The organism is Haladaptatus rarus, assembly GCF_054177585.1.
In genome coordinates, this window is sequence record NZ_JBPEHG010000002.1 from 563,475 (window position 1) to 576,261 (window position 12,787).

Here is a 12,787-nt window from a genome sequence, read left to right on the forward strand (position 1 = left end):
GGGCGTGTCACGATTCGTGATGTTGCCTACTAGATGAAAAATTCTCGGGTCATCGGCGGTTCGTCGCTGGTGGCTCTACACCGTTCTTCTCCTCCAAGAACTTCTCCTCTGCCTTCGAAAGGTCGCGCTCCCGAAATACATCCAACCCTGCTTGATACGCTTCCTGTGACCGTTCTCCCGGAAACTCCAGGACGAGTTCGGCGATCCCCGTCTCCTCACCCACGAAACCGAATCCAGCCCGGTAGAGCGCCTGGTACGCGAAGGGATTGTTCACCGCGATATTCACGCGCTGGTAGCCACGGTCACGGATCTGTGCCGTCGTGAATCTGGCCAACTGCGCACCGATGCCTTCGCCGCGCCGATCTCTCCGTACGGTCACGTATCGGAGCCACATCGTCTCCTCGTCGGTGCGGTCTTCGTTGAAGGCGATGGCCGCGATGATTTCGCCATCATCGTTTTCGTCGTCGTTTCCCTCCCCTCGCACCACCGCCTTCCCCGTGTTCGACATCACGAACTTCCCCGCGTAGCTGAACCGTTCGTGGTCGAGTCGAAGGGTCGGGCCGTCCTCGGGCCAGCCCAGTACCGCGTACTCCATATCGTGCAGTTCGGACGCGAGCTTCATCCATCCATTGGGTTTTACCCGATGGGCCGCCACTCTACTGTCATGCCATCCGCCACCGGAGATATCTCATATTTCGACCGCTTCGCACGCTTCTACGATGCCCTCTCGCCGGACGCCGATAGAGAGATCCTAGAAGAGGGACTCGCACAGGCAGAACGCCCCATCGAGCGCGTCGTGGACGTGGCAGGAGGAACCGGACGCGCCGTCAGAGCACTCGACGCCGACGAACGGATCGTTCTCGATGCATCAGAAGGGATGCTCGCGCAAGCACACGCGAACGGGCTCGTCAGCGTGCGCGGGGATGCCTCCCGACTCCCACTTCGGTCGGATTCGGTCGATGCCATCGTCATCTCCGACGCCTTGCATCACATCGGAGATGTGGACAACACCCTCGCCGAAGTTGCTCGGGTGCTCCGTTCCGGTGGTGTCCTCATCGTCCAGGAGTTCAACCCGGCGACGATTCGCGGCAAACTCCTCGTCAGGAGCGAACATCTCATCGGGATGAACTCTGCCTTCTTCACGCCCGATGAGTTGGTTCGGAAGCTCTCCGACGTGAATCTCGTTCCGCGTGTCCGGAATCGAGGGTTCGATTACACCGTCGCGGGCATCAAGCGCACATCGGGAACGACATAACCCCTGCGTTCCGAATACGTGATATGAGCAGTGTGTTCGGTGCCCGGCGTCTCGACCGCTCGCCAGTCACTGCCGGACTCGTCGTCGGCGACCTGCTGGTTCTCGCAACGTTCCTCGCTATCGGCGAACTCCGGCACAACGTGAATCCGATAGAGATGCCGATGATATTCGCGGATACACTCACACCCTTCCTCATCGGATGGATCATCGCCTCGCTCGTGTTCGGCACCTACGGTACCCGAGCACGTCGGTCGGTTCGTGACGCGGTGCTCCTCACCGGTGGCGCGTGGATCGTCGCAGCGGGAATCGGATTGGCGATTCGCTCGACCCGGTACTTCCACGGGAGCGCCCCGTGGACGTTCGCCGCCGTCGTGACGGGATTCGGACTCGTCTTCTTCGTCGGGTGGCGAGCAGTAGCGACGGCAGCTATGCGGTAACGCGCCGGTACTCGATGTACGAGTAGATAGCCAGATAGACCGCCACACCGACGGCTGGCCAGACGATGAGATGTATCGCAAACGCCGGAACGAGCGCACCGAGGACTGCGATGAGACCGGCGAGTTTGAACAGTGGCCCGGCGCGAGAGTGGGTTCTCTCCCAGACCTCGTTGCTCGTCATCGTCCACGGCGTTCTGAAACCGACGAACCAGTTGCGTTCGACGTGGGTCATCAGCATGCCGATGAAGTAATAGAGCACACCGATCGCTGGCGCGAGTACCGTCGTGAAATCGAACCGGTAGCCGAGATTCCAGAGAATGACGAGCAGGTGGACGTACAGCATGAACGCGACGAACAGGACGACGAACAGGTCGTAGAACTCGCGGAACGCCGTGATGTTCTCCCGCAGCGGGTCGATTTTGGGGATCACCGCGAACAGGACGAGGATTCCGAGGGTCAGCGCCGGGAGGAAGAACGCCCCTGCGAGCCTCGACATCGTCCCGTCGGCCTCACCACTCGCGTTCCAGTGGGTCGCCATCTGCTCGGGCAGCTCCGGGTAGTAGTAGGCGCTGACTCCGAACGCGACGACGACGAGCGCGAGTGCGACGAGGTACTTGGTTCGCCCCTTCATATGTGATGGTTTAGCGTTTTGAGTTATAAACCTACGTGGGCTACCTGAAACGCAACTCTGATTGTCGCCCGGTCGGTCGGATTCGACATGACAACTTCGGAGGGGGATATCGACTACGCCGCGCGTGCGAAGGACGCGCTCGGCTTCTCGCGGTGGTGGCAGGTCGTCGCCGCAGCGGTGATGATGGGGCTGGTCAGCCCCTACCAGTACGTCTGGTCGTCGATTCGCTCGCCGATGGCGGGGGCACTCGACATCGACCCGGCGGCACTCGGGGCGGTGTTCACACTGTTCGTCATCTTCCAGGCGGGGTCACAGTTCCCCGTCGGCTGGTGGCGAGACCGACACGGGCCGCGTGCATTGACGCTTCTCGCGGGACTCCTCGCAGGCGGGGGCTATATCGGACTGGCATATGCGACGAGCGTGTGGCAACTCTACGTCCTCTACTCGCTCGGCGCGATCGGCGTCGGCATCGTCTACACCGTCGCGGTCAACACCGCGTTGAAGTGGTTTCCCGACCGGCGTGGGCTGACGACCGGATTCGGGACGATGGCGTTCGCGGGCGGAAGTGCACTCGTGGTTCCGTACGTGCGCGCGAACGCGACGGCGGCGAGTTACTCGAACGTCCTCAGAAATATGGGGGTGCTCATCGGCATCGGCATCCTCGTGGGTGCGGTCGTTCTGCGCGACCCGCCGACCGGGTGGCTGAAGCGGACAGACGGGGGAACGACCGAGTCGAAATCCCTCTCGGGTCGGCAGTACACGTGGCGCGAGATGGCCGGGACGTGGCAGTTCTGGCTGATGTACGTCATGTTCGTCTGCGCCAGTGGGGCGGGGTTGATGCTCACGGCGAAGGTCGTCTCGTTCGCGGAGAATCTGGGACTCGCGGCGGCCATCGCCACGATATCGGCGACGGTCTTGCCCGTCTCCGGCGGCGTCGGTCGGTTGCTCGTCGGGGACGCCTCCGACCGTCTCGACCGAGAACGAGCCATGGCCGCATCTTTCCTCCTCTGTGGACTGGGGCTGTTCGCCGTGGTGTGGTTCGCGCGCGAGGGGTCGGACATCGGGTTCGTGCTCGCGGTCGTCGTAGCGACGTTCTTCTGGAGTCCCCAGTACACGCTGTTTCCGAGCGTCGTCGGCGACTACTACGGGCGGAAACACTCCTCTGCGAACTACGCACTGCTCTACTCGGGGAAGATGTGGGGTGGCGTGTTCGGTGGAGCCGTGACTGGCTGGCTCGTCACCGTCACGAGCTGGACGACCGCGTTCATCGTCGGTGGTGCGCTCGCGCTCGTGGCGTCCGCGGGCGCGCTCTTGCTTCGTCCCCCATCCGACGGCTGATTACCCGGAGTTATTTCCGGTGGGCGATTTCGTGCTATCTCCTCACACGATTACAGTTACAGCGGTCGATGAGAGGAAAGTGGAGTTTTCGCCGAATTCAGAACCTCTGAGACCCTCGAAAAACCGCTACACAGCCCCGATATTCTGAACTAATTCTCATAACTTATGGAAAACCCGTGCGTCAATCAGATAGTGAATACTGGATAGATACAGAAAACGACTGCTTCGCCTATGGGGAAGAGTTATATACCCTGCCCGCATACTATAGAATAGATTATGACTGGATACTACGACCTCATTCTGGGCCTGATTCCGATCGCACTGGTTGGCGTAACTGGAGTCCTCAGCGCCGTCGGACTCGCACTGACGACCGCAGTTCCCCTCGGAGCTTCCGTGTCGGTGCTGCTCATCGGACATGCGCTGTTCGTCAACGGACCGGTCGATGAGTCGCCTCAGATCCAGTCGTCTACCCCAGTCAACGCTGCGGACTAACTCTCTTCTCCCTCAACGGTTTTGTCACTGGCTTCCGTTTTGCCAGCCATGACAGATGCGCTGTTTCTGACGAGCGACGACGTTTCCGGTTTAGCGACGCCCGACGAGTACGTCGATGCTGTCCGTGATGGATATCGACAGCGTGGGCTGGGTGCCCCTGCCGAGCCCAGGACGACGCTGGTGAACGACGACCCGAAAGGGATGTTGACTGGCTACTCTGCGATACTGCCCGAAACCGGTACGATGGGTGGCTATATGTACTCCGCCGGATTCGGCGCGGGTGATGCATGGTTCGTGACACCCCTGTTCGACGCCGAGAGTGGCGAACCCCTCGCACTCATCGACGGGGCGAGTATGAATCCGTTCAAGACGGGTGCAACGGGCGCGGTGGGCGTGGACGCGCTCGCGCGGGACGATGCAACGACACTGGCGATCATCGGAAGCGGCGCACAGGCTCGGGGCCAGTTGAAGGCGGCGGCGACCGTGCGCGACCTCGAAACGGTCTGGGTCTTCTCGCCGACAAAAGAGAACCGCGAAGCGTTCGCCGCGGAGATGAACGAAGAACTCGACGCAGCCGTGGCCGCCGTCGCCAGTAGCGCCGCCGCAGTCGAAAGCGCAGACATCGTCATCACCGCGACGACCGCGAGCGAGCCGGTCTTCGACGGCGACCTGCTGGAGGACGGTGCGCACGTCACCGCGATGGGGCAGTACCACCCCAAGAAGCGCGAACTCGACGCGACGACCATCGAGCGAGCGACATACGTTCCCGACCTCCGCGAGCGCGTGACACAGGATGCCGGGTCGTTCCAGTTCGCGCTGGAGGCCGGGGTCGTGACGGAAGACCACGTCCACGCCGAACTCGGCGAAGTGGTCGCAGGTGAGGCCACCGGCCGCGAGTCAGACGACGACATCACCGTCTTCGACAGCGGCGGAACGGGCATCGAAACTGTCGCTGCGGCCCATCTCCTCTACGAGAAGGCGAAACAGGAGGGCTTGGGGTCGCCGATCTCACTGTCGCCAGCCAGTGACGCTCTGACCGGCAGATAGCGACCGGCGAATCTCTCGAAACGACCGCGTTTCTCGAACCCTCATTTTCGAAGCCACACCTCCCACCCCGGCGCGTGCGCCAGCAGTCCCGAGGACGCGACGTCCGAGGGGTTGGCTGGCTTTCATGCGGGGGATGAGTACCGCAACGCAGTGAGGAATGCAGTCGGTTGGGGAGGATCGTGGCTGTGGCTGTCGCGGTGCGGTTGCGGTGGCGGTCTTTCCCCTAGCTTTCCTGCGGTCTCAGCGGTAGCGGTGGTGGTCGCTTATCCTAGCATTTCTGCGGTTTCAGCACGTCTGCGGTTTCGGCGGTGGCAATTGCGATAGCGGCAGTCCAATCGGATGGAACTGAGTCGTCGAACACCGAGACCGTCCGAACCCCGCCGCACCGCCAGTACAAATCAGTACAAAATAGTACAACAGCCACGAACCGAAGAATCGCCGAGTCAACACCGCCAGCGATCGAACACCAGACGAACCGGCAGTCGCCTATTTTAGATCGGGGTCCGTGTCGATGTATCGGTCGATCTTCTCGGGGGCGCGCCACTCGGTGGTCAATTCGAGGAACTGCACGAGGATTCGCGCGGTCGCGCCCCAGACGGTGTAGCCATCGACGTGGAAGAAGTGGATGACGATGTCGCCGTAGTGGGGGTGGTCGCGCTGTTCGTTCTCGTAGTTCGCCATGTCCGTCAGTCCTGCAACGGGCAACACGGCGATCTCGGCAACTTCGCGCTCGTCAGGGTCGTACTGCCGGTCGGGGATTCGAACGACGAAGGGCGTGACCGCGTAGTTCGTTATCGTTCGGATATCGTCCAGTCGCCCGACAAGTTCGGCTTCGTCGGATCGAAGGCCGATCTCCTCGTTACCTTCGCGGAGTGCCGTCTCCCAGAGGTCGTCGTCGTGCGGCTCCCACCCGCCGCCGGGGAAACTCATCTGTCCAGCGTGTTCACCGAGGTGGTCTGCGCGCTTGGTGAACAGGAGGGAGGGTTCGCCATCGCGGACGACCACCGGCACGAGCACGGCGGCGTCGCGTCGCTCATCCGTGATCGACCGCGCGTCGTGATCGGCCACCCGCCCGAGGTCCATGTCCATGGATTGCTCCTTTCGCCCTTAATTTGCCCGGTCGTCGAGCGAGTCGTCCAACCGCGACCGCACGTCGTCCGCCTCGACCGGTGCCCACGCTTCGAGGTCGTAGCTTACGTCGATGAGATAGCGAAGTCGTTCGTCGTCGGATTCGTCGGTCGCCTCGGCCTCCCGCGCGAGTCGCTCTCTGACGGTCTCGCCGAGTCCCTCCTGATCGACCGTTCGCTCCGGAACGTCCATGATGTGGGGCAAATCTTCGCCGTTCTCGGGCATCGCGGGGAACGCGACCGGTCCGGGGACGAGCACCTGTTCGTCCCCCGCGTCGGCTTCGACGAGGTGGAAATCTCGGACGGCGTCCTCGATGACCGCCTCGAACGCCGACTCGTCTACTTCCTTCCCCTGCTTGAACGCCAGTTCCGCGAGCGCCTGGGCCAGCTCGTCGCGCGTGAGTGCCCCGAACAGGTCGACCACTCCGGCGAGTTCGTCTTTTGTTTTACTCATTACCGGGAAGCGTCGGGCCACCGATATTAGTGTTAGTGTTCGGGAGTAGCGTTGGCCAGAGGAAGTGGTGGCGTTCGGAAAGAACGTTGTCCAGAATCAGTGGTGGCGTTCGGGAATGGCCGGGGAGGCGGCCTCTCGAACCGCAACCGGGTCGAGTGAGGCATCAGTCCACGCCGGAAGCACTGCGTCGTCGCCCGACAGTCCCGCACTCGGTGGTCGGATCGCCTCGGCGTATCGCTCGACCTGTTCGCGCTCTGCTATCGCGTCGTACTGCAGTCCGTTGAACGCGGCGTCGGCACCGTACTGCCGGACGAACTCCCGAGCAGTCGAGCGGTAGCGTGCGGGTAGCGTCTCGTACGCTGGTTCGACGCCGTGCGCTTCACACACGCGGAACAGTGCTCGGCCGACTCCGTCGCTCATCGCCGAGAGTCCGTCTGGTCCCGAGACGCCCCGATGGTCGTGTTCGTATCGCCCGAGGTCGACCTGTGCAGTTCCGTCGAATCCAGCGTGTTCGAACGCACTGCCGAGCGTGCCGACTTCCAGTCCCCAGTCGCGCTCGATTCGCAGAGATGCAGCGAGATCGGCAGTCATGGCGAACTCGCCCGCCAGTGCGTAGCGGAACGCCCCCAGATAGTCCAGAATCGGTGCGTCGTGCTCGTCTCGCAACGCTCGAACGAGTGGCGCGAAGAAGAGTCGGAAGAGACGACCGTACAGTCGCTCGTCCTCGACGCGGGCGTAGTACCCCTTGGTGAACGAGAAGCCCGAATCGAGCGGTGCGAGCAGTCGTGGGACGATTCCCGAATCGTAGGTCTTCGCGTCGGCGTCGTGACAGACGACGAACTCAGACTCCGCCGCCGCGACGCCGAGTGCGAGCCACACGTCCCGGCCTTTGCCCGCGTCACCGTTCAGTCCGTGTGCTGCCAGCAGGCGAGAGATGTTCGGACTGTTACACCAGAGCAGGGTGAGCGGCAGGTCGAACTCCGAGAGCCAGCGATGGACGTTCCCGACGCGCTCGGGTGGGGCGCGAAGTGGGACGACGACCTGTTCTGGCCCAACTGCTTCGAGTTCCGCGAGGACGCGCCCGGCAGTTCGTGACCGATACTCTCGTTCGGTCATCGGCACGACGACTGCGGTGCGGCCGGTCGGAGCGTCAGGAATCCGGCCCGTCAGGTCGTGGAGCGTCGTCACCTGCTCCTGCACGTACTCCATTGGCGGTGTTTAGGTGAGCGGGGTGAAAAAGGGCGTGGAGTCGGCAGAAGCGTACGACCGACGAACAGTGGATCCGCAGTCGGTGATCTCTTCGGGCTCAGTCGTCTTCCTCGTCAAGGGGGTGGAGAGCAACTTCGAGTATCGCGTTGTTCAATTGTGCCTTGCTCACCTCGGCGTGGCTCCAGGGAAGCGGAACTCGCCTGACGACCGTTCCATCCACTGCGATGACGAACGCGTCCGGATCTTTGCCGAGTCCGACCGCGAGATCGTCTTTCCCGACGCCGGGCAGATCGGCGACGATAGTTATCGTATCGTCCGACTGATGGGCGGTAACGTGGTACGAGTCAGAGATGTCCTGCGTCGTGTCGGATCCCGTCTGCTCTCGGCCCGGTCGTGGTCTGATCGGCTTCGACCACCGGGCCCTCGGCTTTCGGTTCGCTCGGCGCTGTTCGTCGTCCCCTCTCCCATCCGATTCACGCGGTGGATTCGAAACGTCAACGTCGACGAGTCCGTTCACCAGATCGGTCACTGATTGAAGTCCAATTTCGAGCCGGATACTCGAACCGTGACGTCCGGAATCGTCGTCTGTGGTCGAGTCGGTCGATCCGTGTTCGTCTTCGTCGTCGTTGTCGTCCGAATATGAAGGTGGCATTACTCTCTTCCTCGGGCGGTTTTCCGCGAGTATGCTAAAGAGAAGCAGGGAGGACTAATCAAACGCCCGTTCGCGTAACCGAACGTTGGTTCTTGATACAGAGAACGTGGTAGTTAGAACGAACCGTCGATTCTCGTCCCGATTCCACCCCCAGATCTCCCGCTCTCCCACTCTCTCGGCCATCAACTCGTCGCCGCTTCGGACGGAAGTCGGTTCGCTCGGTGAAGGACGAGAAGCACCGCCAGAACCCCCAAAAGGCCGAACGCGAAGGTTCGGAAGACGTCGTCGAAAGCGAACCCGGCGTCGGTCAGCGCACCGACGACAGAACTCCCCGACGCCTGGACGATCATCATGATACCACTGTAGAGTGCGTAGGCGCTCGCCCGGTTGTCGTCCGGGAGCGAATCCAGTAGGTAGGTGTCGAGCGCCGGAAAGAGGCTGTGGATGACGTAGCCGAGCACGACCGATACGATGGTGAGGACGACGACACCGTTCACCGCAGTCACCGCGAGCAGACAGGCCACGAACGCGCCGAGGATGCTGAGCATGAGCGGAACGTGTGGCAGTCGGTCTGCGAGTCGCCCGGTGAACCAGAACGCCGGGACGCCCGCAGCGAAGGTGACGGTGAGCATGAGGTTCGCCGTTCCGGGAGCCAGCCCCTTCGCGCGAAGATACGTCGGGTAGAAGTTGAACAGGCCGTTCCAGACGAACCCCGTCGCGCCGATGATAGCGACCCCGCTGAGGATGATGGGCCATTGGCGACGGAAGGCCGCCCAGAGGTCGCGGTCTGCCGACCCGGCATCTGGGAGTTCGGTTCGCCACGCGATGACGAAGAAGACGACCGTGGTCAGGGCAGCCACCATCGCTAGCGCTCCGAGAACGCCTCGCCATCCCATCGTCGCCAACACCGCGCCGACGAACAGCGGGGCGGCGACAGCGGCGAGTTGGCTGGCCGTGCCGTGGATACCGATGGCTCGACCGACACGGTTCGGATACAGTTCGCTCACCAGCGGGTTCGCGGCGATGAAGTACGCGCCGCTGGCGACGCCCATCAGGAACGCGCCCGCACCAAGCATGGGAACCGAGTCCGAGAGGGCGGTGAATCCGGCGGCACCGGTCAACACGATGCCAGTGCTGAAAACGACGTGGTGGCGCGGAACGCGGGTGAGCAGGTAGCCTGTCGGGATCCGTGGGAGGGCGCTCCCGAGCCAGACCAGTGTGGCGACGAGACCGACAGTGGCGTCACCGACGCCGAACGCGGCCTTGAGCGGTTCGAGGAGGGGCGCGAACACCACGCGGGCGAAGTTGACCAGGAAGACCATCGAGCTGAGCGACATGAAGAGGCGTCCACGGGACACGCGAAGAGGTTTCGAGGGCGAACAGTCAAAGCTTCCGAAATGGGCAAACAGAGGGCGTCACTTCGTGGTATTCGTTCGCATCTGCCAGAGATCCGAGAAGGTGATGACCTCAACGCCGGACGTGCCGTCGATGTGTGAGAGGAGCTTTTTGTACTCGGGGACGGACAACGTGTTGCTGCCCCCGAAGTCGTGGAAGTTTAGAATGCCGCAGTTTCGGTATTCGGCGACGTTGTCCACGACGCGCTTCGAGATTTCTAAATCTTCGCTGATGGTACGCGGGAGGACGAGGGGGTCGAAACCGTGAACGCCGGTCGTGTTGACGTTGCCCGACTGGTTCATCCCGCCCATGTAGTGATAGTCGCCGATAACGTCGAGTGCGGCTTGGTCGTAGTTGTTGCCGGGGTAGACGATGAAGTTCGCTCCGCGGAACTCGTTGTCGATGAGCCACTGTTTGTTTCGACGGAGGATGCCGTCGAGCTTCGAGGCGGAGATCCTGGCAAACGGAACGCTCCCGTGCGCAGCAATCTCGTCGCCTTTCTCTTGGCGCTCTTGCAGTTCTTCGACGGACATGAACAGGTCGGACTCCGCGTTCCCGGGGTGCGGTGGTTGGGTCAGCACGGCGGGGAACCCGTACTTGTCGTGAACCGGCGCGGCCTTCTCGTAGTAACTGCGTTTGCCGTCGTCCCAACTGAGGATGACGTATCCTTTGTCGGGTTTCGGGTGGAGGCGAAGGTCGTCCACCCACGCCTCGACGTCGTCGCTGGTTCCATTCGTCACCTGCAACCAGATTCGGTCGACCTTCGTCAGGTCGGGAGCTGTGTCGCTAACTTCGAAGACGCCGGGACACGTGCGGAACCAGCCGATGTCCGGTTTCCGATAGGTGATATCGCGGAGGTCGAGCGCGGCGTAGTTATCGTTTGCATCAACCAGAAAGATGTAGAAACCGATTTTCTCCGGCGTCGTCGTCCGAATCATCGCGGAAATATCTCGGTCAGTGAAGTCCATCGTCTCGGTCAGTTTCCGTTCGAGGATGACGTGATGGCCGTCGCGTCCCGTCAACCGAAGGCTCTGCGTTCCAGCGTACTTCGTCTTCGTGTCGGTCGTCTTCTCGCCCTCCAGCGCCTGCCAGACGGAGGGGTCTTCGAAGGTGTCGAAGCTCTCGCCGGGAGAACCATACTTCTCCCTGCTGCCGTATTTCGTCTTCAGCGACGGTATCGGTTCGGTGGTCGTGGTAGTCGTTTCCGTCGTGGTCTTGGTGGTTGCCGTTCCAGTCGTTCCCGTGGTTCCGGCAGTGGTCGTCGTGGTCGAACTGGAGATATCGTCGGAGCACCCGGCGAGAACCGCAGTGGTGCCGACGCCAGCGAAACGGAGAAAACGGCGACGAGACGTGCGTCGTGGAGGGCTATCGTCCATACTAATCATCAACCACGAGTGGTGAAAAATCTACTCCTTACGAGATTGCATAGTATGTCTGCTTCGCCAATAGTCTACGAAAGGGAGAGGTAGAAAAAGACATGTATGGACGATTGTCGTGTTCAAAGTGCCGAGAGTCGCTAATGACGTGAAACGATCCCGACGAACTGTTCTCAGTTCTTCGTGTCCAGAGTGTGACTTCCAGTGGAAAGTGTAGTAGACCAGTCACTCGAAGACGGCGTCGAACGCATCCGCGCCCATCGGGTCGAAGCGTCCGGCGTCTACATTCTCCCGAATGTGCGCGACGTCGCTCGCGCCGACCAGTGAGGAGGTCACACCCGGCGCACTGCGCGCGAAGTTGATAGCTCGCTGGGCGGTCGTCTCGCCGTTCAGTCGTTCCGCCACGTCCTCCGGCAGTTCCTCGGCGAGGTCACCCTGCGCGATGCTCGCGCTAGTCATCACGTTTAGCCCCGCTTCGTGCGCGAACCAGAGCACGCTTTGGTCGCCCTCCGGCCCATCCTGCGCTTCGACCGTGAACGCGTCGGCCATGACCACGTTGAACGGGAGTTGCACGACGCGGAAGTGGGTCGCCGTGTTCTCCGCCGCCTTCGCTGCGCTTCGTGCGCGCGAGACGATTTCCCGAAGCGAGAGGTAGTCGTCGTGTCCCCTCGGTACGCGGAAGGCAGTCCACGTCGCCACGCCGTAATGTTCGATGTCACCCTCGTCGGCGCGCTCTTCGAGGCGAGTGAAGGTGGCTTCGAGTTGGTCGTAGACTTCTTCGCGCGATTTCTCCGCAAGTTGCGTTTCTGGATTGTGGACGTAGTAGCAGTCGATGGTGTCGAGCCCCAGGTTGTCGAGTGACCGATCCAGTTGGTCGTCGATGTACTTCGGGGCGATGCAGTGGCTCCCCCGCGCGAGATCGTCGGGATCGACGAGACCGCTATCGACGTACTCGCGCTTGACGTACGCACCCGGATTCTCGGGGCGCTCGCCATCGAAGGGAACGAATCCACCTTTCGTTGCGACGAACACCGCATCGCGGTCGACGTCGGCGTCGTCGAGTGCTCGCCCGACTACGCGCTCGCTTCGCTGACATCGATAGTTGATGGCGGTGTCCACGACGTTGATGCCCCCCTCTAGCGCGGTCGTGATCGCGTCGTGATACGCCTCGTCAACCTCTTCGGTCGGGTCGCCAAGATAGGTTCCAAGACCGATACTCGACACTGCGGCATCACCGAGTCGGCGGAAGTAGGTGCGTGCGAACTCGTCGCCGTACTCCGTGCGGTAGGCGTGGGTCCCCGATTCAGTAGCCATACCCAGAGATAATCCACGGGCTCGGATAAGCACATGGAGTTCGATACATCTCTGAACTAT

14 protein-coding genes and 1 pseudogene are annotated in these 12,787 nt (G+C 61.9%); 6 read left to right on the forward strand and 9 right to left on the reverse strand.

The features are described from left to right. Positions 1-49: 49 nt before the first annotated feature. Positions 50-595, reverse strand: coding sequence for a GNAT family N-acetyltransferase (locus tag ACR3FE_RS08230; protein WP_458206737.1), 546 nt, complete (start codon positions 593-595; stop codon positions 50-52). A gap of 69 nt (positions 596-664) precedes the next feature. On the opposite strand from ACR3FE_RS08230, the gene ACR3FE_RS08235 reads away from it, so the two are divergent. Together ACR3FE_RS08235 and ACR3FE_RS08240 are read left to right on the forward strand one after the other, a co-directional pair. Beyond that, on the forward strand, positions 665-1,255 hold the full coding sequence (locus ACR3FE_RS08235) for a class I SAM-dependent methyltransferase (RefSeq protein WP_458206600.1): 591 nt from the start codon (positions 665-667) through the stop codon (positions 1,253-1,255). Positions 1,256-1,278: 23 nt separating this feature from the next. Beyond that, the gene (locus ACR3FE_RS08240) at positions 1,279-1,692 is read left to right on the forward strand and encodes a DUF3054 domain-containing protein (protein ID WP_458206601.1); all 414 of its coding nucleotides are present in this window, start codon (positions 1,279-1,281) and stop codon (positions 1,690-1,692) included. Here ACR3FE_RS08240 and ACR3FE_RS08245 read toward each other — a convergent pair. Next, positions 1,682-2,323 carry an SdpI family protein gene (locus ACR3FE_RS08245; protein ID WP_458206602.1) on the reverse strand — a complete coding sequence of 214 codons (642 nt, stop codon included), beginning with the start codon at positions 2,321-2,323 and terminating at the stop codon, positions 1,682-1,684. The two genes, ACR3FE_RS08240 and ACR3FE_RS08245, sit on opposite strands and share 11 nt — an antisense overlap. An 87-nt stretch (positions 2,324-2,410) precedes the next feature. Between ACR3FE_RS08245 and ACR3FE_RS08250 the strand changes: the two genes are divergently transcribed. From ACR3FE_RS08250 to ACR3FE_RS08260, 3 genes are all read left to right on the forward strand, one after another. Then, entirely contained in the window at positions 2,411-3,661 is a 1,251-nt protein-coding gene (locus ACR3FE_RS08250; protein WP_458206603.1) for an OFA family MFS transporter, read from the forward strand. Positions 3,662-3,937: 276 nt separating this feature from the next. Beyond that, a complete protein-coding gene (locus ACR3FE_RS08255) occupies positions 3,938-4,153 on the forward strand; it encodes a DUF8015 family protein (protein ID WP_458206604.1) in 216 nt (71 codons plus the stop codon). 48 nt (positions 4,154-4,201) lie between these two features. Further along, positions 4,202-5,200, forward strand: a complete 999-nt coding sequence (locus ACR3FE_RS08260) for an ornithine cyclodeaminase family protein (RefSeq protein WP_458206605.1) — start codon at positions 4,202-4,204, stop codon at positions 5,198-5,200. Positions 5,201-5,686: 486 nt separating this feature from the next. Here ACR3FE_RS08260 and ACR3FE_RS08265 read toward each other — a convergent pair whose 3' ends face one another. The 6 genes from ACR3FE_RS08265 to ACR3FE_RS08290 all read right to left on the reverse strand — a co-directional run bounded on the left by ACR3FE_RS08265 (position 5,687) and on the right by ACR3FE_RS08290 (position 11,413). Then, the gene (locus tag ACR3FE_RS08265; RefSeq protein ID WP_458206738.1) at positions 5,687-6,283 is read right to left on the reverse strand and encodes an NUDIX hydrolase; all 597 of its coding nucleotides are present in this window, start codon (positions 6,281-6,283) and stop codon (positions 5,687-5,689) included. Between the two features lie 24 nt (positions 6,284-6,307). Then, a complete protein-coding gene (locus tag ACR3FE_RS08270; protein ID WP_458206606.1) occupies positions 6,308-6,781 on the reverse strand; it encodes a DUF7109 family protein in 474 nt (157 codons plus the stop codon). Positions 6,782-6,877: 96 nt separating this feature from the next. After that, the gene (locus ACR3FE_RS08275; protein ID WP_458206607.1) at positions 6,878-7,990 is read right to left on the reverse strand and encodes a glycosyltransferase family protein; all 1,113 of its coding nucleotides are present in this window, start codon (positions 7,988-7,990) and stop codon (positions 6,878-6,880) included. A gap of 97 nt (positions 7,991-8,087) precedes the next feature. Beyond that, positions 8,088-8,642 carry a gas vesicle protein GvpH gene (gene gvpH, locus ACR3FE_RS08280; RefSeq protein WP_458206608.1) on the reverse strand — a complete coding sequence of 185 codons (555 nt, stop codon included), beginning with the start codon at positions 8,640-8,642 and terminating at the stop codon, positions 8,088-8,090. Between the two features lie 182 nt (positions 8,643-8,824). Continuing rightward, positions 8,825-9,964, reverse strand: coding sequence for an MFS transporter (locus ACR3FE_RS08285; RefSeq protein ID WP_458206740.1), 1,140 nt, complete (start codon positions 9,962-9,964; stop codon positions 8,825-8,827). A 93-nt stretch (positions 9,965-10,057) separates the two neighbouring features. Continuing rightward, positions 10,058-11,413, reverse strand: a complete 1,356-nt coding sequence (locus tag ACR3FE_RS08290) for a polysaccharide deacetylase family protein (RefSeq protein ID WP_458206610.1) — start codon at positions 11,411-11,413, stop codon at positions 10,058-10,060. 83 nt (positions 11,414-11,496) lie between these two features. Between ACR3FE_RS08290 and ACR3FE_RS08295 the strand changes: the two are divergent. Beyond that, positions 11,497-11,565 (forward strand): annotated as a pseudogene (locus ACR3FE_RS08295) (HVO_0758 family zinc finger protein); the annotation flags it as partial. Between the two features lie 73 nt (positions 11,566-11,638). On the opposite strand, the gene ACR3FE_RS08300 reads toward ACR3FE_RS08295, so the two are convergent. Continuing rightward, a complete protein-coding gene (locus tag ACR3FE_RS08300) occupies positions 11,639-12,727 on the reverse strand; it encodes an aldo/keto reductase (protein ID WP_458206611.1) in 1,089 nt (362 codons plus the stop codon). Between the last annotated feature and the right edge of the window lie 60 nt (positions 12,728-12,787).